This is a genomic window from Nonomuraea typhae (assembly GCF_009760925.1).
Lineage (GTDB): Bacteria > Actinomycetota > Actinomycetes > Streptosporangiales > Streptosporangiaceae > Nonomuraea > Nonomuraea typhae.
In genome coordinates, this window is record NZ_VRLV01000005.1 from 184304 (window position 1) to 206203 (window position 21900).

Annotated in this window: 22 protein-coding genes; 17 read left to right on the top strand and 5 right to left on the bottom strand. The window is 71.1% G+C overall.

What is annotated here, in order from left to right:
• Positions 1–107 precede the first annotated feature (107 nt).
• The 3 genes from FVE25_RS20310 to FVE25_RS20320 all read left to right on the top strand — a co-directional run bounded on the left by FVE25_RS20310 (position 108) and on the right by FVE25_RS20320 (position 2524).
• The gene (locus tag FVE25_RS20310) at positions 108–308 is read left to right on the top strand and encodes a hypothetical protein (RefSeq protein WP_157248585.1); all 201 of its coding nucleotides are present in this window, start codon (positions 108–110) and stop codon (positions 306–308) included.
• Positions 309–317: 9 nt separating this feature from the next.
• Complete coding sequence (locus FVE25_RS20315) at positions 318–1787, top strand: SPFH domain-containing protein (protein ID WP_157248586.1); 1470 nt, start codon at positions 318–320, stop codon at positions 1785–1787.
• A gap of 89 nt (positions 1788–1876) precedes the next feature.
• The gene (locus FVE25_RS20320) at positions 1877–2524 is read left to right on the top strand and encodes a hypothetical protein (protein ID WP_157248587.1); all 648 of its coding nucleotides are present in this window, start codon (positions 1877–1879) and stop codon (positions 2522–2524) included.
• Positions 2525–2566: 42 nt separating this feature from the next.
• On the opposite strand, the gene FVE25_RS20325 is transcribed toward FVE25_RS20320, so the two are convergent.
• Entirely contained in the window at positions 2567–3511 is a 945-nt protein-coding gene (locus tag FVE25_RS20325; RefSeq protein WP_157248588.1) for a quinone oxidoreductase family protein, read from the bottom strand.
• Positions 3512–3593: 82 nt separating this feature from the next.
• Between FVE25_RS20325 and FVE25_RS20330 the strand changes: the two genes are divergently transcribed.
• Positions 3594–4466 (top strand): LysR family transcriptional regulator, encoded by an 873-nt coding sequence (locus tag FVE25_RS20330; RefSeq protein ID WP_157248589.1) that lies wholly within the window; start codon positions 3594–3596, stop codon positions 4464–4466.
• A gap of 5 nt (positions 4467–4471) precedes the next feature.
• Here the strand turns inward: FVE25_RS20330 and FVE25_RS20335 are convergent, their stop codons facing one another.
• Both FVE25_RS20335 and FVE25_RS20340 read right to left on the bottom strand, forming a co-directional pair.
• Positions 4472–4897, bottom strand: a complete 426-nt coding sequence (locus FVE25_RS20335) for a MarR family winged helix-turn-helix transcriptional regulator (RefSeq protein WP_181019650.1) — start codon at positions 4895–4897, stop codon at positions 4472–4474.
• Between the two features lie 43 nt (positions 4898–4940).
• Positions 4941–5675: an SDR family oxidoreductase gene (locus FVE25_RS20340; RefSeq protein WP_219825579.1), complete on the bottom strand. Its 735-nt coding sequence runs from the start codon at positions 5673–5675 to the stop codon at positions 4941–4943.
• 103 nt (positions 5676–5778) lie between these two features.
• Here FVE25_RS20340 and FVE25_RS20345 point away from each other — a divergent pair, with 103 nt between their 5' ends.
• From FVE25_RS20345 to FVE25_RS20365, 5 genes are all read left to right on the top strand, one after another.
• Positions 5779–6606 carry a helix-turn-helix domain-containing protein gene (locus FVE25_RS20345; RefSeq protein WP_157248590.1) on the top strand — a complete coding sequence of 276 codons (828 nt, stop codon included), beginning with the start codon at positions 5779–5781 and terminating at the stop codon, positions 6604–6606.
• Between the two features lie 52 nt (positions 6607–6658).
• Positions 6659–7327, top strand: a complete 669-nt coding sequence (locus FVE25_RS20350) for a DUF1206 domain-containing protein (RefSeq protein WP_157248591.1) — start codon at positions 6659–6661, stop codon at positions 7325–7327.
• A 78-nt stretch (positions 7328–7405) separates the two neighbouring features.
• Complete coding sequence (locus FVE25_RS20355; protein WP_246267223.1) at positions 7406–8203, top strand: DUF1206 domain-containing protein; 798 nt, start codon at positions 7406–7408, stop codon at positions 8201–8203.
• Entirely contained in the window at positions 8200–9756 is a 1557-nt protein-coding gene (locus FVE25_RS20360; protein ID WP_157248592.1) for a phospholipase D family protein, read from the top strand. Before FVE25_RS20355 ends, FVE25_RS20360 begins: the two co-directional genes overlap by 4 nt.
• Positions 9756–10379 carry a phosphatase PAP2 family protein gene (locus FVE25_RS20365; RefSeq protein WP_157248593.1) on the top strand — a complete coding sequence of 208 codons (624 nt, stop codon included), beginning with the start codon at positions 9756–9758 and terminating at the stop codon, positions 10377–10379. Before FVE25_RS20360 ends, FVE25_RS20365 begins: the two co-directional genes overlap by 1 nt.
• Here the strand turns inward: FVE25_RS20365 and FVE25_RS20370 are convergent.
• Positions 10372–12411, bottom strand: a complete 2040-nt coding sequence (locus FVE25_RS20370) for a glycosyltransferase family protein (protein ID WP_157248594.1) — start codon at positions 12409–12411, stop codon at positions 10372–10374. The genes FVE25_RS20365 and FVE25_RS20370 overlap by 8 nt on opposite strands.
• Before the next feature lie 58 nt (positions 12412–12469).
• Positions 12470–13600, bottom strand: coding sequence for a non-hydrolyzing UDP-N-acetylglucosamine 2-epimerase (wecB, locus tag FVE25_RS20375; protein WP_157248595.1), 1131 nt, complete (start codon positions 13598–13600; stop codon positions 12470–12472).
• 57 nt (positions 13601–13657) lie between these two features.
• Here wecB and FVE25_RS20380 point away from each other — a divergent pair, with 57 nt between their 5' ends.
• The 8 genes from FVE25_RS20380 to FVE25_RS20415 all read left to right on the top strand — a co-directional run bounded on the left by FVE25_RS20380 (position 13658) and on the right by FVE25_RS20415 (position 21842).
• A complete protein-coding gene (locus FVE25_RS20380; protein WP_246267225.1) occupies positions 13658–15322 on the top strand; it encodes a glycosyltransferase family 4 protein in 1665 nt (554 codons plus the stop codon).
• 115 nt (positions 15323–15437) lie between these two features.
• On the top strand, positions 15438–16700 hold the full coding sequence (locus tag FVE25_RS20385) for a nucleotide sugar dehydrogenase (RefSeq protein ID WP_157248597.1): 1263 nt from the start codon (positions 15438–15440) through the stop codon (positions 16698–16700).
• A gap of 18 nt (positions 16701–16718) precedes the next feature.
• Positions 16719–17807: a glycosyltransferase gene (locus FVE25_RS20390; RefSeq protein ID WP_181019651.1), complete on the top strand. Its 1089-nt coding sequence runs from the start codon at positions 16719–16721 to the stop codon at positions 17805–17807.
• A 43-nt stretch (positions 17808–17850) separates the two neighbouring features.
• Positions 17851–19641, top strand: coding sequence for a DUF4434 domain-containing protein (locus FVE25_RS20395; protein ID WP_157248598.1), 1791 nt, complete (start codon positions 17851–17853; stop codon positions 19639–19641).
• A 10-nt stretch (positions 19642–19651) separates the two neighbouring features.
• Complete coding sequence (locus FVE25_RS20400; RefSeq protein WP_157248599.1) at positions 19652–20308, top strand: NUDIX hydrolase; 657 nt, start codon at positions 19652–19654, stop codon at positions 20306–20308.
• Positions 20309–20386: 78 nt separating this feature from the next.
• Entirely contained in the window at positions 20387–20842 is a 456-nt protein-coding gene (locus tag FVE25_RS20405) for a hypothetical protein (protein ID WP_157248600.1), read from the top strand.
• 79 nt (positions 20843–20921) lie between these two features.
• Positions 20922–21239, top strand: coding sequence for a hypothetical protein (locus FVE25_RS20410; protein ID WP_157248601.1), 318 nt, complete (start codon positions 20922–20924; stop codon positions 21237–21239).
• 54 nt (positions 21240–21293) lie between these two features.
• Entirely contained in the window at positions 21294–21842 is a 549-nt protein-coding gene (locus tag FVE25_RS20415; RefSeq protein ID WP_157248602.1) for a GNAT family N-acetyltransferase, read from the top strand.
• Positions 21843–21900: the final 58 nt, after the last annotated feature.

Sequence of the window (21900 nt, forward strand, 5' to 3'; positions counted from 1 at the left end):
ATTCCCCCGCTACGGCACGCAGCCCCTGGAGGAACATTTTGCGCGGCCTATTACCGCGAATGCCTGTTTGGAGTAGCGTCCGGAATATCACCGACGGGGGGAGTCCGATGGTCGGCAAGCAGGGCAGGGTCACGGGGAGGATCGGCCCGGGTCTGGTCGGCGAGGTGATGGTCCCGGTGCGGGGCGGCGTCGAGGCTTTCTACGCCCACCCGAGCGTGGCCGACGAGGAGTTCCCGGTCGGGACGATCGTCGTGGTGGTGGAGTACTTCCCGCCGCGCACGGTCTACGTGGCCAACGCGCTGGTCTGAGGAGGCCGGATGTCCCCTGAGCTCATCATCGCCGGCGTCGGGGTGCTCGTCGCCGTGGTCGTGCTGATCCTGTTGTTCAAGGCGGTCTGGCGGGTGGCCGAGCCGAACGAGGCGCTGATCATCTCGGGCCTCGGCGCGCGTGGCCGGGGCGAGGGGATCGACAGCCTGGGATTCAAGATCATCACCGGTAAGGGCTCGGCGGTGCTGCCCGGGTTCCAGACCGCCAGGCGGCTCCGCCTCGACACCCGCTCGGCCAACCTCCAGGTCTCCTGCGTCACCCAGCAGGGCATCCCCGTCCACATCAGGGGCGTGGTCATCTACAAGGTCGGCGACGACCTCACCTCGATCGCCAACGCCGCCCGCCGCTTCCTGGACCAGCAGGACTTCATGACGGGCGCGATCCACGAGCTGTTCACCGGCCACCTGCGCTCGATCATCGGCGGCCTGACCGTCGAGGACCTCATCCTCAACCGCGAACGCCTGACCAGTGAGACCCGGGCCTCGGCCGCCGACGAGATGAGCAAGCTCGGCCTGATCGTCGACTCGCTGCAGATCCAGGAGATCGACGACGAGACCGGCTACATCGCCAACCTCGGCAAACCCCACGCCGCCAAGGTCGCCGCCACCGCCCGCATCGCCGAGGCCCAGCGCGACCAGGAGGCCACCGAGGCCGAGCAGGTCGCGGCGGCCAACAAGGCGGCGGCCTGGCGCGACGCCCAGATCAAGCAGGCGTCCTACCAGGCCGAGATCGACCGCGCCCAGGCCACCTCCCGCCAGGCCGGGCCGCTGTCGGAGGCCAGCGCCCGCCAGGAGGTCGTGGTCCAGGAGACCAGGGCCGCCGAGCTGGAGGCCCAGCTGGCCGAGCAGCGCCTGCAGTCGCAGGTGCGCAAACCGGCCGACGCCAAGGCGTACGAGACCGTCACCCTCTCCCAGGCCGAGCGCGACGCCCGCATCGCCCAGGCCGAGGCGGAGGCCAGGGAGACCGAGCTGCGCGCCGTCGCGCAGGCGTCCCAGGTCAAACAGGCCGCCGCCGCGGAGGCGGAAGCGGTACGGCTGCGCGGCGAGGCGGCCGGTGCGGCCACGCGGGTCGGCGGCGAAGCCGAGGCGGCGGCGGCGAAGGCCCGCGGCCTGGCCCAGGCGGAGGCGGCCAAGGCGCTGGGCCTGGCCCAGGCGGAGGCCGAGCAGGCCAAGGGCCTGGCGGAGGCGACCGCCATCCGGGCGCGGGCCGAGGCGCTGGCCGAGAACCAGGAGGCGGTCATCGCCCAGCAACTGGCCGAGCGCTGGCCGGAGGTGGTGAAGGCGGGCGCGCAGGCGTTCGGCAACGTGGACCACATGGTGGTGCTCAACGGGGCTCAGGGAGTCGAGGAACTGCTGGCCAAGGCGCTCACCCTGGGCGGCACCGGGCTGGGGCTGGCCAGGGCGCTGCTGACTGGGCAGGCGGCTTCCCCCGAAAAACCACAAACACCCGTGAAGCCGTAAAGTCAGGGCGTTTCTTCAAGTCCGGAAAACGGCCGGTCCGGTTCATCTAGCGTCTTGAGAAAGGGGCGCCGGAGCGAACTGGAGAATTCATGATTAAGGCCATTTCCGGACTTATTCTCGGCGTAGTAGTAATGTCCGGTTGCTCGGGCGGGCAGGCCGCCGCCCCCTCCGCCACCCCGGCGCCGCTCGACGCCGCCCGGCTCCGCGCCGCGCTGCTGCCCACCCCCCAGGGCATGACGGTCTCCTACGGCCCGGAAACCGGCGCGTACGGCTCCCTCAAGGCCACCAAGCAGGGCCTGGACGCGCTGCGCACGGCCAAGGTCGACAAGCCGGGCTGCGCGGGACTCGGCCAGCTCGACCCCGCCAAGCTCGGCACCGCCCCCGCCGCCGTGGTCGCCTACTCCTCCAAGCAGGGCTCCATCACCCAGGCGATCGTCGTCACCGGCGCCTTCCCCGGCCCCATCCCCGCGCGCTGCGCCTCCTACAAGGCCGACGTGGACGGGACCAAGGTCACCTACCGCACGGACGCCGTGGACATGCCCAAGCGCGGCGACCAGTCCCGCGCCTTCCTGACCACCGCGACCAGCCGCGGCAGCTCCGCCCAGATCGGGGCCGTGATGATCGCGAGGAAGGGCGTGGTCACGAGCCTGCTGGTGCTGGGCAAGGAGGTGAAGAAGGACGGGCTGGCCGAGCTGGGCCGCCTCGCCGACGAAAAACTCGCCCGCATCACGGCCTGAGCGCCCGCATCACGACCTGAGCGCCCCCATCACGACCCCGGCTCACCCTCCGGTGCGCAGGACGAGCTTCCCCACGGTACGGCGGGCCGCCAGGTCGGCCAGGGCCGTGGGTGCCTGCTCCAAGGAGTACTCGGCGCCGGTCAGCGGGCGCAGCCGCCCGGCGGCCGTCAGGGCGATCAGCTCGGCCAGCGGCGCGGCGGCCGAACCGCCGGGCAGGCGCAGGTGCGCCCCGAGCCAGTAGCCGCCCACGCCGATGTTGCGCTCGCTGAGCCGCCCGGGATCGACCGGCCGCGGATCCACCCCGCCCGAGACGCCGTAGGCGATCAGGCGGCCGAAGGGGGCCAGCGCCTCCGGGGCGGCGTCGAAGACCGCCCCGCCCACCGCGTCCAGGATGACGTCCACCGGTGCGCCGCCGTTGGCCGCGACGACCCGTTCGGCGTAGCCGTCCGCGTCGCCGTCGATCGCCGCGTCCGCGCCCAGGCTCAGGACCAGGTCGCGCTTGTCCGGCGTGGAGGCGGTGCCGATGACCCGGCCGGCGCCGAACTCCCTGGCCAGCTGGATCGCCAGATGGCCCACGCCGCCGGCCGCGGCGTTGACCACGACGGTGGCGCCGGGGGTGAGCGGCGCCGCCGTACGCAGGAGATGCCAGGCGGTCAGGCCCTGCACGAGCAACGCGAGCGCGGCGCCCGCGGGCAGGTCCTCGGGGATGTCCACCGGCGTCTGCGCCAGCGCCTTGGTGGCGTAGGCGCGCTCGGCGAAGGCGAGCACGCGGCGCCCGTCCGGGGCGCGGCCCACCACCTCGTGGCCGGGCACGAACGGCAGCTCGGGCGGCATGTAGGTGCCGCGCAGCCGCTCGATGTCGGCGAAGTTGAGCCCGGCGGCCTCCACCTCCACCAGCGTCTCGCCGGGGGCCGGCACGGGGTCGGGGAGGTCGGCGGGGGTCAAGACGTCGGGTCCGCCGAGTCGTTCGGCGATCATCGCTCTCATGTCCCCGACGTTAGGAGCGGGAGTCGGGGCCGGACAGGGGGCCGGATTTGCGGTTGGCCGGGAATGTATGAAGGTTTCTCATATGACAGATTTGAGCGCGGCCGAGCTGCGGGTGCTGGTCGCCGTGGACGGGGAGGGCAGCGTGTCCGCTGCCGGGGTGCGGCTGGGGCTGACCCAGTCCGCGGTCTCGCACGCCCTGCGGGCCGCGGAGAAGAAGATGGGGGCCGTGCTGTTCCATCGGGGCCGGGGCGGTGCCCGGCCGACCCCGGCGGGGGAGGCGGCGGTCGGGCACGCGCGGCGCATCCTGCGGCTCATGGAGGTCATGAAGACCGACACGCACACCGCCGCCCGCGGCGCGGCCAGGGGGACCATCCGGCTGGCCGCCTTCCGCAGCGCCGCCTTCCACCTGCTGCCCCGGGTGCTGGTGCGGTTCGGGCACCGGCATCCGCGGGTGACCGTGGACGTGCGCATCGTGGCCGACCTGGGCAGGGGGATCGCGGGGGAGGTGGCCGACGGGCGGGCCGACGTGGGGGTGGTCTCGCTGCCGGTGTACGTGGAGGGGCTGGTGACCAAGGAGCTGTACGCCGAGCCGTACGTGCTGGCCTATCCGAAGGGGCACCCGGATCCGCGCTCGCTGCCCATGATCGACTGGCACGAGAACTGCTCCGCCGAGACGCGGCGCTGGCTGGCCCGGCAGGAGTGGATCCCGCCCGGTGACATCACGGTCGAGGACGACGGGGTGGTCATGTCGATGGTGGGGCACGGGCTGGGGGCGGCGATCGTGCCCCAGCTGTCGGCCGTGGGGGCGCCGCCCAAGGTGGCCACGGCCGGGCTGGGCGAGGGTGCGCCGCTGCGCCGCGTGGGGTACGTGACCACGGCGGAGCTGGCCGGGTCGGCCGTCGTACGCGACCTGCTCGGCGAACTGCGGACGCTCCGGCCGGTCGCCGCCTGCTGAGCGCGTCAGGCGTGCCGCACCGGGGTGCGCAGGGCGGCGACGGTGTCGGCCAGGCCCTCGCCGGCGGCGCGGTCCAGGGCGGCCGAGAGGGTTTCCTCGTAGATCCGGGCGGCGCCGTCCCGGCGGGCGCGACCGGCGTCGGTGATCAGCGTGTAGACCCCGCGCCGGTCATCGGGGCAGAAGTCGCGGCGCGACAGGCCGCTGCTCTCCAGGCGGCCCACGAGGCGGGTCACCGAGCTCTGGTTGAGGCCGAGGAGGTCGGCAAGCTCCTGCATGCGCAGGTAGCCGCCGTCGGCGAGCGACAGGTGGCACAGCGCCCGGTACTCCGAGAGCCCTAGGCCGTGCTGCTGCAGCGCCTGGGCCAGTTCGTGCTCCACCCTGGCGTGCAGGCGGATCACCCCGACCCACATGTCGTCGTCGACTGTCGGCATCCCTGCCTCCTCCCGGTCACCTCCACTCTACATGCATGTACATCTAAATCTGCTTCGTCGGCACCACCACGATCTGGGGAAGGCTCACGTGGATCGGCCGGCCGGTCACGAACGCCACCACCTCGGCCAGATCGGCGGCCTCCAGCGGGTCGATGCGGGTCTTCATGTCCTCCAGCCACGCCACCCCCAGCTCGGAGCCGGACAGCAGCTCGGTGACGACCACCCCGGGCTCCAGGTTCGTGACGCGGATGTTGGCGGGGGCCAGCTCGTTGCGGAGGTTGCGCGACAGGTGGCTGACCGCCGCCTTGGTCGCCGCGTAGACCGCCGCGCCGGGCTCGATCCTGGTGGCCGCGATCGAGGAGACGTTCACCAGGTCGGCCCGCAGGCCGTCGGCCGCGGCCGCCCGGAGGTCCGGCAGGAAGGCGCGGAAGACGTGCAGCAGCCCGGAGACGTTGACGTCGAGCTGGCGGCGCCACTCCTCGGGCGCGTGCTCGCCGTCGAGCAGGCCGGGCACCAGGATGCCGGCGGCGTTGACCACGAGGTCGGCCCGGCCCAGCTCGGCGGCGATGCGCTCCCTGGCCGCCGCGACCTCGCCGGGGTCGCTCACGTCGGCGGTGACGGCGATGGCCCGCTCGCCGATCCGGGCGCGGAGCTCGTCGACGCGGTCCTTCCTGCGGGCGACGAGCGCGACCCGGGCGCCGTCGGCGGCGAGCTTGGTGGCGATGGCGGCGCCGATGCCGGAGGAGGCGCCGGTGATGACTGCGGTGCGATTGTTCATGGCATCGATGCTGATGGCGGGGCTTGCGGTCAGCCAGGACACCGTTGAGGGTGGTTCTGACAGGGTCAGGCAGAGACTTAGGGAAATGTCCGACAATATGAGCATGTCGAAGGACTTGGGGGAGTTCCTGCGGTCCCGCCGCGCCAGGGTGCGGCCCGAGGACGCCGGCCTGCCCACGTACGGCGAGCGGCGCCGCGTGGCCGGGCTGCGCAGGGAAGAGGTGGCGCTGCTGGCCGGGGTCAGCGTGCCGTACTACGTCCGGCTGGAGCAGGGGCGGGCCGGGAACGTCTCCGACGAGGTGCTGGCCGCCGTCGGCCGCGTCCTCGGCCTGGACGCCACCGAACACGCCCACCTGCGCAACCTCGCCCGCCCGCCCGGCAGGAGAGCGGCCGAAGGCGTGCGGGTCAGGCCGACTTTGCGGCGGGTCCTGGACGCCCTCGGCGACACGCCCGCCTTCGTCATGGGCCGCAGGACCGAGATGGTGGCCTGCAACCGCCTGGCCGCCCTGCTGTTCTGGAACCAGCCCACCCCGCCGCCCGGCCCGCACAACTGCGCCCGCCTGGTCTTCCTGGACGGCCACACCCGCACCCTGTTCCGCGACTGGGAGCACAAGGCCCGCGAGACCGTGTCGTTCCTGCGCCTGGACGCCGGCCGCCACCCGGACGACCGCGAGCTGGCGGCGCTGGTCGGCGAGCTGTCGGTCAAGAGCGCGGACTTCCGCCGCCTGTGGGCCGAGCACGAGGTGAGGGAGCGGGCGGCCGGCCGTAACGTGCTCGACCACCCGCTCGCGGGCGAGCTGGTCCTCGACTACGACAGCCTGCGCCCTGGCGACGACGACGATCAGGTGCTCATCACCTACCTGGCCGAGCCCGGCTCACGTACCGAGGAGGCCCTGCGGTTCCTGGCGAGTTGGCATGCCACCCGCGTCTAACCTGGTCGTTCCCGGGCATTGAGGAACCGTGGGTCACGCTGGGGGTGCGGTGATGGCCTGGCTGGCCCGGACCGGGCTGGTCTGCCGGGGGATGCTGTACGCCCTCATCGGCCTGCTCGCGATCCAGCTGGCCGCGGGACTGCCGGACCCCCGCCTCTTGTGGATCATCCTGGGCGGCGTCGTGGCGCTGGCACTCTGGCAGCTGTCCGAGGCGTGCTTCGGCGACGGCGGCGCCCTGGACCGCGTGCAGTCGGCCGGCCGCGTGGCGGTCTACGTGCTCATGGCGGCGACGCTCCGGAGCGTCCTGACGGCCCGGCGGACCCTGAGCGGCGACCTCCTGGACCTGCCCGGCGGCCCGGTCATCCTGGCCGGGATGGGGTTCGGCCTGATCGCGCTCGGCCTCTACTGGCTGCAGCGCGGCGCGGCCTCCCGGTTCCGCGCGGACCTGGCCGTCGCCCGGATGTCCCCGCGCGTCCGGGCCGCGATGGTACGGCTGGGCCTGGCCGGATACGTGGCCCGCGGCCTCATCGCCATCCTGGCCGGGTCCTTCGTCGTCGTGGTGGCGGTCACCGCCGACCCGCAGGGGACCAACAGCATCGGCGGCGCCCTCCGGGCCTTCGCCCGCACCCCCGCCGGAGTGGGGACGCTGTGGGTGGTGGCGCTCGGCCTGCTGGTGTTCGCCGCGTACTGCTTCGCCGAGGCCCGCTGGCGCCGGGTTTGAGCCCTGCGCGGCCCCAACCGGGTCTAAAGCGATCGTTCCTGGGCACTTGGGGGTCCTCGACAACCCTAGGGAGGAACGGTGAGCCAGGCGGAGAGCACGGTCAGGCGGGCGGCCGACAGCACGGTGATGGACCGGCTGGCCCGCGTCGGGCTGGCCTGCCGCGGCGTGCTCTACGGCCTCATCGGCGTCCTGGCGATCCAGATCGCGATGGGCCAGGGCGGCCGCGAAGCGGACAAGGCGGGCGCCATCTCGGTGGTGGCCCAGCTCCCCTTCGGCGCCGCGCTTCTGTGGGTCATGCTGGCCGGCTTCGCCGCGCTGGCGCTCTGGCAGGTGTCGGAGGTGTTCTTCGGCGGGCACCGGGTCCTGGACCGCGTGGAGTCGGCCGGCCGGGTGGTGATGTACGCGCTGGTGGTGGTGACGCTCTGGAGCGTCCTGATGGCCAAGGGCGCGGGCTCGGAGGACAAGAAGTCGCAGACCCTCACCGACACGCTGCTGGAGTTGCCCGGCGGGCCGGTCATCGTGATCGCGATCGGCCTGGTGCTGGTCGGGCTCGGGGCGTACTCGATCCACCGCGGCGTGACGAAGAAGTTCCAGGAGGAGCTGGCCGTCGGCCGGATGTCCCCGCGCGCCCGCACGGTGATGGTACGGCTGGGCCTGGCCGGATACGTGGTCCGCGGCCTCATCGCCGGACTGGCCGGGATCTTCGTCGTCCTGGCGGCGGTCAACGACGATCCGAAGCAGGCCGGCGGGATCGACCGCACGCTCCGGGCCTTCGCCGACACGCCCGCGGGCCCGTGGGCGCTCTGGGCGGTGGCGCTCGGGCTGCTGCTGTTCGCCGGATACTGCTTCGGCGAGGCTCGCTGGCGCCATACATGAGATTCGACGACTGGTTCCTCACCGACGAGGAACGGGGCAACTCCGCCACCCGGCTCGGCGCCTGGACGCGGGGGAACCTGGTGCGCCCGCTCATTCACGGCGGGCCGTACTTCGCCGAGCTGAGTGAGCGCGTCGCGGCGCAGGAGAAGGGCGACCTGCTGCTGTTCACCGACTGGCGCGGCGACCCCGACGAGCGGCTCGGCCCGGACGGGCCGGAGGTGGGCGCCGCACTGGCCGCCGCCGCCGAGAACGGGGTCCTGGTCAGAGGGCTGATCTGGCGGTCACACCTGGACTTCCTGCGCTTCAGCGCCGCGGAGAACCGCCACTTCGGGGAGGAGATCGAGCGCGCGGGCGGCCAGATCCTCCTCGACACCCGCGTACGGCACGGCGGCGCCCACCACCAGAAGTTCGTGGTCCTGCGCCACGACCGCGACCCGGAGCGGGACGTGGCCTTCGTCGGCGGCATCGACCTGTGCCACAGCCGCCGCGACGACGTCCGCCACCTGGGCGACCCGCAGGCGGCGCCGATGCCCGACGCCTACGGCAGCCGTCCGCCCTGGCACGACGCGCAGGCGGCGATCAGCGGCCCGGCGGTGGCGGAGGCGGAGCAGGTCTTCCGCGAGCGCTGGGGGGATCCGGCGCCCGAGACCCGTCAGCCGCTGCGACGGCTGCGCGACCGCCTGCACCGCATGCACGACGCCCCGCCGCTGCCCGAACCCGGGCCGCCCCCGGCTCCGGCGGGCACCCATGCCGTGCAGTTCCTGCGGACCTATCCGCACCTGCGGCACGCCTATCCGTTCGCCCCCGAGGGGGAGCGCAGCGTGGCCAGGGCGTACCACAAGGTCCTGCGCCGGGCGCGTTCGCTGATCTACCTGGAAGACCAGTACCTGTGGTCCACGGAGGTCATCGAACCGTTCGCCGAGGCGCTCGAGCGGGAGCCGGGACTGCATATGATCATTGTTGTGCCACGGCATCCCGACCAGGACGGCTGGCTGGCCGGGCCCGCCAGTCTCATCGGCCGCGCGGAGGCGCTGGCCAGGCTGCTCCGGGCCGGGCCGGGGCGCGTCGCCGTCTACGACCTGGAGAACCACGCGGGCATCCCGGTCTACGTCCACGCCAAGGTCTGCGTGGTGGACGACGTCTGGGCCACGATCGGCTCCGACAACGTCAACATGCGCTCGTGGACGTTCGACTCCGAGCTGAGCTGCGCCGTGCTCGACGAGACGCCCGATCCCAGGCCGCCGGCCGGGGCCCGCCGCTTCGCCCGGGACCTGCGCCTCCTGCTGGCCGCCGAGCACCTCGACCGCGGTCCGGGCGAGGTGGACGCGCTGTCCGACCCGAAGGCGGCCTTCGAGGCGTTCGCCGAGTGCGCGCGCCGCCTGGACACCTGGCATCAGCGCGGCTGCCGCGGCGCCCGGCCGCCCGGCCGCCTGCGCCGCCACCGCCGTCCCGAGCTGGGCAGGCTGCGCAAGGCGCTGGCCATGCCGCTGTACCGCCTCGTCGTCGACCCCGACGGCCGGCCGCCGCGGCTGCGCCGTACCGAGGAGTTCTGATGCTCGTGCTTGTCGCCGGCGTGCTCTTCGCGGTGGTCGCCGTGCTCGTGGAGACGTGCCTTCCGGTGCTCATGGCACTGGACTGGTCGGTCATGAGCGGCATGTACTCCTTCGGCGTGGCGCATCCGGAGGTGACCGCGTTCACCCAGGTGTGGACGGACGTGTTCGGTCCCTGGCCGTGGCGGCTGGCCGTGGGTGCGGTGGCCGCCTACCTGGCGTGGCGCGGCGCCGTACGGCAGGCGGCCTGGGCGCTGACCGCGATCACCGCGGGCGGGGTCCTGGGCTGGCTGGTGAAGATCGTCACCGCCCGGCCCCGGCCGGAGCTGCCCGACCCGCTCTCGTCGGCGCTGCCGGACGCCGCCTTCCCCTCGGGGCACGCGGTGGCCGCCACCATCGGCGCCGGGATCTTCGTCCTGGTGCTCCGGTCTCGGCTGAGCCCCCACGCCAGGGCGCTGGCCTGGGGGATCGCCGCCCTTCTCGCGGTGTCCGTGGCCTACACCCGGGTGGCGCTGACCGTGCACTGGCTGAGCGACGCGGTGGGCGGCGTGCTGCTCGGCCTGCTCGTGCTGAGTGTCACGACGGCCGCCTTCGCGGCCGGGCGCGCCCCGGCGCCGGTCAGATGAGGACGTGGTCGCCCGGGTGGCCCACGAAGGAGAACTGCGCGTTGCGGGTCAGCTTGATGTGGTCGGCCTGCCAGGTGTGCATGCTGGCGTCGGCGCTGCGCCAGTAGACGAAGTTGAACCGGTCGGCCGAGTAGATCTTGACCCCGTCCTCCTTCAGGCGGCGGACCAGGTGGGTGTCCTCGCCGCGGGTGATGTCGGCGAAGGGGTAGGCGTGGAACATCTCGGCCTTGCCCAGGAAGGTGCCGCCCTGGACCAGGAAGGAGTAGCGGTGCTCCAGGCCGGGCAGGCGGAGCATCGTGGTGTTGGAGCCCTCGAAGTAGCTGTAGTGGGCGCCCTTGCCGACCAGTTGCGCGTCGGTGTAGTCGAAGGCCCGGACCAGGTCCGACAGGTAGTGCTCGCCGTACAGGTTGTCGTCGTCCATCTTGGCGATCAGCTCGCCGTCGGCGGCGGCGATGCCGAGGTTCATGCAGGCGCCGAGGGACAGCTCCGCCGAGGCGGGCAACACGGTCACGTCCGAGATGCCGGCCATGCGCGCCTTGTCGGCCACCACGACGGGGTCGATGTCGAGGCCGTGCAGGACCATCACGAGCTGGAGGGGGCGGTGGATCTGCCTGGCCACCGAGGAGATCGCGTGCTCGATCTGGGCGGCGCGGTTGGTGGGCAGCACGACGGAGATCGAGCGGCTGCGCGGGGTGACCGGCTGTCCCAGGACCTGGAGGATCTGGTCCACGCGGTGGGAGAACAGGTGCTTGTCGAAGACCTCGCGCATGGCCAGGTGGCCCATGCGGGCGCGCAGCTCGGGGCTGTTGATGAGGTGGAGGACCTGGTTGTAGGACTCGATCGGCTCGCGGGCGATCGGGATCAGCTCGCCGAAGGTCTCCTCGATCGCGCGGGACCAGCCGGTGACGACCGGGGTGGAGCAGGCCGACAGCTCGAAGACGCGCCGGGCGCACATGGTCGGGGAGTCGAGCACGGAGTTGACGTTGAGGAAGACCTTGTACATGCGGTACGCGGCCAGCATCTGGTCGTAGGGGAGCTCGCCGACGATGTGCGGGCGGTACTTCTCCGGCCAGGCGTACTTCTCGTCCACCTCGCCGTTGCGGGCGAAGATGTGCAGGCCCAGCTCGCGCACCGGGTCGAGGACGGTCTCCATCTGCTCGCGGCGCTCGGGGTGCTTGTCGCGGAAGTACATGCCGGCGAAGACCACGTCGTGCAGGCGGCCCTGCTTCTGCTGGATCGGGTTGTGCACGCGGGGCTGGGCGGCGAACTGCAGTACGTCCACCCGGTCGTGTCCCAGAGTTTCCCGATATTTCGGCAGCATGTCGCCGTCACACGTGAACACGTAGTCGAACAGCTTGGCCGTGTCGATGAAGAAGTCGAAGTTGGGCGGGTCCTCCTTGTTCCAGAAGACCGTCGGGATGCCCTCCTGCTTGCACCAGGCCACCAGCTCCCGCAGCGGCTCCTTGGGCGCGTTGGTCCCGGTCATCTGGTAGCGCCAGCGGCCCTGGTTCCCGTGCCAGGCGGATTCGCAGAACAGCAGGTCGGGCCGCTTGTCCGCGAAGATCTCCGGCCAGTCCTTGAGCCCGAACTCGATCTGGTCCCACTCGTAGCGGAAGGCCATCCGGGAGAAGTCGTCCAGGATCACGGCCACGCGCAGGTCGGGCCGGTTCACCGGCCCCAGCGGCCACTTGACCGCCGGGACCTCCACCGGCGGCGGCCGCTTGCCCGCCAGCTCGGTGATCTCGCTCACCGCCTGCTCGGGCGCCTTGGGCGCCTTGTCGTGCGAGCGCACCGCCTTGATGATCTGCCCCGGGCTCTTGGCGCCCAGGGCCTCGCCCAGCTTGAACGTCCGCTTGGCCTGTGTGGCCGCCAGCTTCCAGGTGGCGTAGGCGGCCTTGGCCTCGGCGATCTCCAGCCGCCTGCGCAGCTCCCTGATGTCGGCCTCGTAGCGCTCGACGAGCTTGCGCTCCTCCGGCAGCCAGTTGACGGGGCCGAGGCGCTGGTAGGTCGGCTCTTCTGGGGTTTCGGCCATGGTCGCTCGCCTATCGCTTCGTGGGGTTTTGTCATGGTACGGCGGAAGCCGTACCGAATCACTCGAAACGGGTGCCCTGCGAGGCCGGAGAAAGGTTGTCGCCCTTCAGCCAGGCGGCCACGACCCGGGCGATGCGCGGGCCCGCGGCGCCGTCCCACAGCGGCGGCAGCTCACCGGACGGCGTCGCCGCCCCGTCGGCCAGCGCCTTGTCCGCCGCGGCGGGCAGCGAGGCCGGAGTGACCAGGCGGTTCGTGCCGTGGGTGATGGTGACCGGGCGCTCGGTGTTGGGCCGCACGGTCAGGCAGGGGACGCCGAGCATGGTCGATTCCTCCTGCACCCCGCCCGAGTCGGTGACGACCAGCGTCGCGCCGCGCACCAGCGACAGGAAGTCCACGTACCCCAGCGGATCGACGACCTTCACGCCCGGCCCGTCCACGAGCCCCGCCTCCGCCAGCCGCGCACGGCCCCGCGGATGGATCGGCACGACCAGCGGGATGCGCTCGGCCACGGCCAGGACGCCGTCGACCAGTTCCCTGGCCGCCTCCGGCGTGTCCACGTTGGCCGGCCGGTGCAGGGTGGCCACGGCATAGCGAGACGGTACGCCCAGCCGCTTCTGCACCGGCGCCGGGTCCAGCTTGGGCAGCGCCGAGAACAAGCTGTCGATCATCGGGTTGCCGACGAAGTGCACCTTCTCCGGCGCCACGCCCTCGCGGGCCAGGAACTGCAGCGCGTCCGGCGAGGTGGTGAACAGCAGGTCGGACAGCGAGTCGGTGACGATCCTGTTGACCTCCTCCGGCATGCCCCGGTCGAAGGAGCGCAGGCCCGCCTCGACGTGCGCGGTCCTGATGCCGAGCTTCGCGGCGACCAGGATCGCGGCCAGCGTGGAGTTGACGTCGCCGTAGACCACGACCAGGTCGGGCTCGTGCCCGGTGAAGACCTCTTCGAGGCCGACGAGCAGGGCGGCCGTCTGCTTGGCGTGGGTGCCGGAGCCGACGGCCAGGTTGGCGATCGGGTCGGGCAGCGCGAGGTCACGGAAGAACACGTCCGACATCAGTTCGTCGTAGTGCTGACCTGTGTGGACGATGCCCTGACGCACACCGAGTTCGCCGAGAGCCCGGACGACCGGGGCGGCCTTCACGAAGTTGGGCCGGGCGCCCAGCACGTGGAGGACCAGGGGGTTCTCCCTCATTGACCTCGCCTTTCATTGCGAAAAGGGGAAAAACGTTGCCTATGGTACGGTCCTGGCGTGGTATCCGACGCCAGACGTAAGGTTTCCGCCAAGTCGGCCCGAGCGGGCGTCGGCGGGCTACTCAAAGGCTTCGTCCAGCACCCGATCATCGTCTCCCGCGTCGTCGTGACGAAGGTGAAGTCGGATCCGGTGCGGGTGGCCCAGGCGGCCGCGGACGCGCTTCCGCCGCGGCTGCGCCCCTTCGTGGGCAAGGTCGCCTGGCCCGCCGCGCGCAAACTGCGCTGGGCCATCCGCAAGGTCAGCATGCGAGCCGTCCAGCAGCCGTGGAACGAGGCCAAGGACCACTGGGACGCCGGGCGCATCACCGAGGCCGCACAGGTGCTCGAGCCGCACACCAAATACCCCTTCGTGCACCGGCGGGCCGCCTACTACCGGGGCGAACTGGCCGCGATCAGCCCGGACCCCATCCCGCCCAAGCCGCCCGTGGAGATCGGGGAGCGGGTCACCGGGCGCGTGCTGCACTGCGTCACCAACGCCCTGCCGTACACACAGGCCGGGTACACCGTGCGGACGCACCGCATCGTCACCGCGCAGAAGGCGGCCGGGCTCGACCCGCACGTGGTCACGAGCTGGGGCTGGCCGATGCTGCAGGGGCACGCCGACGCCACGCCGTACGAGGAGGTCGAAGGCATCCCGTACTACCGGCTGCTGCCGGACGGGCGCGGTGAGATGCCGTTCGAGACCACCGGGCGCATCATCCGCGGCGCCGACGAGGTGACCAAGCTCGTCGAAAAGCTGCGGCCCCAGGTTCTGCACGCCGCCACCGACCACCGCAACGGCTCGGTCGCGCAGGCCGTACGGCAGCGCACCGGGACCCCGTTCGTCTACGAGGTGCGCGGCTTCCTGGAGGAGACCTGGGTCTCGCGCGACCCCGAGGTGCGCACCGGCAGCCAGCGGGCGGTGCTGCAGCGCGAGCGCGAGGCGTTCCTCATGCGCGAGGCCGACGCGGTCGTCACGCTGGCCGAGACGATGGCGACGGAGATCGTCGAGCGCGGGGTGCCGCGCGAGAACATCTACCTGGCGCCGAACGCGGTGGACGACTCGCTGCTGAGCGTCGCCTACGACGGCGCCTCGTTCCGCCGGGAGATGGGCATCGCCGACGGCGAGATCGTCGTCGGATCGGTCTCCAGCATCGTCGGCTACGAGGGCTTCGCCACGCTGTTGCGCGCCGCCGCGCTCCTGCGCGACGAGGGCACGCCGGTGCGGGCGCTCATCGTCGGCGACGGCAGCGAGCGGGACAACCTCCTCGCCCTGGTCGAGGAACTGGGCCTGAACAGCGCGATCCTGCCCGGCCGAGTCGTTCCTGAAGAAGCGCTGAAGGCTCAGGCGGCCATCGACATCTTCGTCTGCCCGCGAGAGGACCTGCGGGTTTGCCGACTCGTTACGCCATTGAAACCCGTCGAGGCGATGGCACTCGGAAAGCCGGTCGTGCTCAGCGATCTGCCCGCGTTGTCCGAGCTCGTGGGCTCCGACGGCGCCGGCCTGCTGGTGCCGCCCGGGGACCCCGAGGCGTTGGCCAAGGCGCTGGCCGGGCTGCGTGAGGACCCGGCCAGGCGCGCTGAGATGGGTGAGGCGGGACGGGCGGAAGTGGCGGCCAAGCGGACCTGGAGCCGTGTCGCCGAGACTTATCGAACACTCTATCGAAACATTGCCGAAAAATGACTCGCGATTTGGCTTCCGTATGCGATGGGTTCTGTCGCATTAGGCGTGAGCTGAGTGGACTTGAGATAGCCTTTGCCACCATGAAGTGTTGTTTCCGGCTTGCCAAGGTACAGCTGTGACAGAAATCGACCTGGCTGTCATCGGTCTGGGATACGTCGGCATGCCGCTGGCCAAGGAGGCCGTGGCGGCTGGACTGCGGGTTGTCGGCGTCGACGTCGACCCCCGCAAGGTCGACGCGCTCAACGCCGGGCAGTCCTACATCGATGACCTGACGGACGCCGACCTCGAGCACATGCTGGCCAACGGCTTCAGCGCCACACTCGACGAGTCCGTGCTGGCCCAGAGCAACACGATCGTCATCTGCGTACCCACGCCGCTGGACGAGGACCACCGCCCGGACCTGTCCGCGGTCGAGGGCGCCACCGGCACGGTCGCGCGCAACCTCACCCCGGGCACGCTCGTCGTGCTCGAATCCACCACCTGGCCCGGCACCACCGACGAGGTGGCCCGCCCCCTGCTCGAGACCTCCGGTCTCCAGGCCGGCCAGGACTTCCACCTCGCCTTCTCGCCCGAGCGCATCGACCCGGGCAACCCGAAGTTCGGCCTGCGCAACACACCCAAGGTCGTCGGCGGCTACACCATCGCCTGCCGCGACCGCGCCGCCGCCTTCTACGCGCAGTTCATCGAGCAGGTCGTGCCCGTCAGCGGCACCCGCGAGGCCGAAATGGCCAAGCTTCTCGAGAACACCTACCGGCACGTCAACATCGCCCTCGTCAACGAGATGGCGATCTTCTGCGACGAGCTCGGCATCAACCTCTGGGAAGCCATCGAGGCGGCCGCCACCAAGCCGTTCGGCTTCCAGAAGTTCCTCCCCGGCCCCGGCGTCGGCGGGCACTGCATCCCCGTCGACCCGTCGTACCTGTCGTACACGGTCCGCAAGCTCGGCTACCCGTTCCGCTTCGTCGAGCTGGCCCAGGAGATCAACGAGCGCATGCCGTCCTATGTGGTGGCCCGCGTTCAGCGCCTGCTCAACCGCGACAAGAAAGCGGTCAACGGCGCCAAGGTGGTCATGCTCGGCGTGACCTACAAAGAGGACATCGCCGACGAGCGCGAGACGCCGGCCCTGCCGGTGGCCCGCGCCCTGCTCGAACTGGGCGCCGACCTCTCCTACGTCGATCCGCACGTCAAGGAATGGATCGTCGACGGCACTCCGGTGCCGCGCGAGGAGGAACTGGCCCAGGCGGTAGTGGAGGCGGACGTGACCCTGCTCCTGCAGAAGCACGCCGCCTTCGACCTCGGGATGATCGAGGAGAAGGCCCGGCTCGTGCTGGACACCCGCGGTGTGCTCACCGAGGGTGAACGGGTCGAGCGGCTGTAGCGACGGAGGCTGCGCGCAGTGCACGTGCTCGTCATGACGGTGGTGCATCACCCCGAGGACGCCAGGATCCTGCATCGGCAGATCCGTGCGCTCGTCGATGCCGGTCATGAAGTCACGTACGCCGCGCCGTACACCGCACGTGGGGTCGTCCCCCGCTCGTGGGTGAACGGCGTGGACCTTCCGCGTGCCGCCGAACGCCGCCGGTTCTCGGCGGTGATGGCCGCGCGCAAGGTCTTCAAGAAGATGCGGACCAAGGTCGACCTGGTCCTCATCCACGACCCGGAGCTGCTCTTCGCGATCTGGGGCGTGCGCAAGCGCCCGCCCGTGGTGTGGGACGTGCACGAGGACACGCCGGCCACGCTGTCGCTCAAGCCGTGGCTGCCGTCGTTCCTGCGCCCGCCGGTCCGCTTCCTCGCCCGGCTTCTCGAGGGTACGGCGGAGCGGCACCTTCACCTGCTGCTGGCCGAGACCGCCTACGCGGGCCGGTTCAAGCACGCGCACCTGATCGTGCCCAACGAGACCTGGGTGCCGGACACGGTCACCGCCCCGGGCGGCGACCGGGTGGTCTACCTGGGCTGGCTGTCGTGGGCCCGCGGCGTGCGGGAGGCGGTCGAGGTGGCCCGCATCCTGCAGCCGTACAAGGTGGCGGTCGAGCTGATCGGCTACGCCGACCCGCAGAGCCGGCCCATGCTCAACGAGGCCGTGGCGGAGGGCGTGCTGGAATGGCGCGACTTCATGCCGAACGACGAGGCCCTGAAGCGCCTGGACGGTGCCCTCGCGGGCCTGTCGCTGCTGCACGACGAGCCGAACTACCGCCACTCCATGCCCACGAAGATCGTGGAGTACATGGCGCACGGCATCCCCGTGATCACGACCCCGTCGCCGCGCGCGGTGGAGCTCGTCGAGCGCTACGAGAGCGGCGTCGTCGTCCCCTGGCAGGATCCCAAGGCGGTGGCCCAGGCCGTCCTGACGCTCCGCGACGACGTGCGCGAACGTCAGGGTCAGGGCGCCCGTGGCTACGCCGCCGCCCGCGCCAACCACCACTGGCCGAACTCGGCCAAGCGTTTCGTGTCTCAGCTCGAGGCATGGGCCGGGGTGGCGAAGTAGCTGTTTATTTCCGGCACATCACCCCGCGGGTAGGTTCCTGATCGTGCGCTGGCTCCTTGTTCTCCTGGGCGTGGCCATTCTGGCCGCAGTCGCGGCGGTGGTCCTCGTGCTGCCCTCCTCGTCGGAGAAGCCGAAGCCGGTCGCCAAACCCTCGGCCAGCCCCACCCCGAGCCTGCCGACGCCGAAGGTCAGCGAGTTCACCGACCCCTGCGGCACCTTCGACACCGACGAGAAGTACACCTACGCCGTCACCGGCTACTGGATCATGCCCAAGTCCAACCCGTGCACCTGGCGCCACCAGCTCCAGGAGATCCACCGGCTGGGCGGCGACACCGTCATCAGGATCGGGTACGGCATGCAGTACCGGCCGACCGACGACCAGGGCCGCATCCTGCGCCGCGACAACAACCAGGTCGACGACCTCTACGCCGGCTGCGTCGAGGACGGCAAGACCTGCCGCCAGGCGGCCGACGACGACCTGAAGCGCTTCAACCCCGCCAACCGCGTCTCCCGTACCTTCGTCTACCGCACCGACGAGGCGTTCAGCCCGAGCCTGTTCCGCTGCACCGACGTGGAGAAGACCATCAAGGCCGGCAAGCGGGTCTACTACCGGATCCTCGCCCCCGAGGACGGCTCGGACGACGCCAGTTGCAACCTCTCCGTGCCCCGCAAGTACGACATGATCCTCATCGCGGCCTCCGAGGTCGACAGCCTCACCCAGCTGCTGAACCTCGGCGACCAGTTCGGCGTCCGAGTCTTCCCCGCGCTGCCGCTGGCCCCCCGCGACTCGAAGACCCCCACCCGCGCCAACCCGCAGCACATCGGCGTCCTCACCACGCTCACCCGGCGCATCCTCCAGGACTACGGCGCCCGCTTCGAGGGCCGCGACTCCCTGGGCGGGGTCTACCAGCCCTTCGAGGTGCAGATGGGCGCCACCCTGGCCAGCAACCCCACGCTCCAGGTCTACGCCAACCAGCACAACATCGTCGAGCAGGAGCTGCCCGACAAGCCCATCCTGATCAGCCCTTACCTGGACGCCCGCAAGCGGGTGGGCTTCGGCCAGACCCCGGCCCAGGTGGCGGAGGCGTTCAAGGCGCTGGCCCGCACCGGGGTCGGCATCATCGCCCCCCAGGACAGCCGGGGCACGGGCAAGGTGGGCCTGTTCTGGCCGGACCAGCGCGACGACGAGGTGGACCCCCGCCTGCGCCCCGTGGTCGGCGAGACGACGTACGGCGACGCGTACCACGGCTCGACGCGCGACTACTACCGGGAGATGTCGATCGCCCGGGAGCAGGTGATGGCCGAGGGGTACCAGGTGGAGTTGTGGGCCAACGTGGAGGCGTTCGAGCCCTCCGGCGACCAGCCGTGCGCCCCGCAGGGCACGCGCGGGAAGACGGACAAGAAGCGCCTGGACGAGGCCGTCACGATGGCCGGCCGTTATGTACAGAAGGTCGTCTCCTATATGTGGAGCGATTTCATGACATGTGGGTCTCCGTCCCTCGAGAAGGAGATCATGAAGGACCACGAGCGGCCCATCGCCGTGGACGCCATCCGCCGAAACCGCGACATCCAGGACGGCATCGAGATCCGTGGCTACAACCTGACCGGGGGCACCGTCACCATCGAGTGGACCGGCGGCAGCAAGGAGCTCGACATCGCCGCCGTGGGCTGGCTCGACCAGAACCCGCAGGCCGGCCTGGCCGAGGGGCTCCAGACCGCCTGGGTTCCGCTGGACTGGTCGCTGGTGCCGCCGGGCGAGTGGATCCGGGTCGGGGTGAGGCTACCGTCCGGGCAGGAGACGACGGAGCCGCTCCGGGTCCGTATCAGCGTGTAACGTGCGGGGCATGGTCCCGAGCGTCCCGGTCAGCGTGGACCTTGTCGTGCTCACGGTGCGCTGCCAGGCGTTGTCGGCTCTGGTGTGGCGCCGCGACAACCCACCCTTTTTGAGGCGTTGGTCGGTTTCCGGCGGATTTATCCAGCTAGATGAGGATTTGCCGGACGCTGCCCGACGTATCCTCGCAGAACGCGCAGGACTCCCCGGGGCGCCCGTCCACCTCGAGCAGCTGCAAACCTACGGCTACCCGGACCGAGACCCCCGGCAGAGAGTCCTGAGCGTGGCCTACCTGGGCCTGGCCCCCGACCTCCCCGCCTCGGAAAAGGCGCACATGGCCTGGGTCCCGGTATCCGAACTGACCGTCATGGCCTTCGACCACCGCCGCATCATGCTGGACGGGATCGAACGCGCCCGGGCCAAACTGGAATACACCTCCTTGGGCGCGGCCTTCTGCCCGCCGGAGTTCACCGTTGCCGACCTGCGAAGGGTCTACGAAATCGTCTGGGGCCGCAGCCTGGACCCGAGAAACTTCCATCGCAAGGTCACCAAGGCAGAAGGCTTCCTGATGGAAACCGGCCAATCCACCACCCGCGACGGCGGCCGCCCCGCCAAACTCTACAAACGCGGCCCCGCCGAACTCCTCCACCCTCCCATGCTCCGCTCCTGACCCTCGGAAGCCGGGACGGGTCCCGCCCGGGCCGGGCTAGCGTGCGGTCGTGTCCGCAGCCGCATCCCGGAGGTGTCCATGGACCCCGCCAGCCACTCGGCCTTCCCCGCTGCCCCGATGCCCGGCGGCGCCCGGGTGACACTCGTCATCCACTGGTTACAGGCGCTCATCTTCGCCGCCGCCACCGTGAGCTCCGCCCTGAGGGTGCTGGACCACCTCGGCCGCAACCGGTCGGTGTACAGCCAGGTGGTGCTCTTCGACATGCTCACCGCCATATTCGGCGCCGGCGTCACCGTCGCCCTCGCCGTCGCCTTGGTGTGGCTCCACCGGCGCTGGGGGCGCACCGTCGCGGTGGTGGTGCAGTGGGTGTTGGCGGTCGTCTACGCACTCTCCTTCGTCCTGAGCCTGGTCGGCCTGTTCGTCGCCGGCGGCGCCTTCCTCGGCCTCGTGGTGACCACCCTCATGAGCGCGCTGCCGGTCACGGCACTCGTCCTGCTGTACAAGCCGGCCATCTCCGCCTGGTTCCGAGGCTGAGTTCTCGCATCCGGCCTTGATCGGTGCCATCGGGACGACTACCCTGAGCGCCGTTCAACTGAAAGGCGGGGGACCGACGATGAGCGCGGAAGAGGATTTTCAGCAGGTCGGCGCCGAGCTGGCCGACCTGGGGGTACGAATCTCCAGGATGATGGGCAGTCCCGCGCTCAAGGATCAGGCGGGGAAGGTCTTCGCAAGCCTGCAGCGCGACGGCGCGATGGTGTTCCGGCTGGTCAGAGACACCCCCGAGCACACGGCAGCGCTCAAGCTGCCCGGGGCTCGCCTGTTCGACCCCTCGGGGCAGGGCAGGGCCGTGAAGGACTGGGTCGTCGTCCCCCACTCCTCGGTCGCGACCTGGACGGACCTGGCCGAGGCCGCCCTCAGCCGCCCACGCTGACCGCCGGGGAAACGCGGTTTGCCGCCGCAGCGCCGGGCCGGATAGGAAGCCTGCATGCTCAAAGGGAACAAGGTGGGGCTCAGAGCCCGGCATGAGGAAGACATCCCGGTCTTGCGGGCCGAGCTCTTCGACGACGTGGTCAACTCCGCACGGGCCGACAGCCAGCCGTGGCGGCCCATCACGCCCGGCTCGAAGGACCCGCGGCTCGTGGTGGACGACACGCAGCAAGGGCTCGTCCCGTTCTCGGTGGTGGAGCTGGAGGGCGGCACGCTGATCGGCGCGGCGACGCTGTGGGGCATCGACACCCACCACCGGTCCGCGCACGTCGGGCTGGGCCTGCTGCCGGCCGCCCGCGGCAAGGGCTACGGCACCGACGTGGTCGCGGTGTTGTGCCACTACGGGTTCGTCGTGCGCAGCCTGCATCGGCTGCAGATCGAGACGCTGGCGGACAACCACGCGATGCTGCGCTCGGCCGAGCGCAACGGTTTCGTCCGCGAGGGCGTACTGCGCTCCTCGGCCTGGGTGATGGGCGAGTTCTTGGACGAGGTGTTGCTCGGGCTCCTCGTCCAGGACTGGAAGCCGGACTCGAAGGCCATCCTCTGATCCTCATGTTCGGGGCGCGTGCCCAACGCCGACCAGACGATCAGGGAGTACAAGGTCG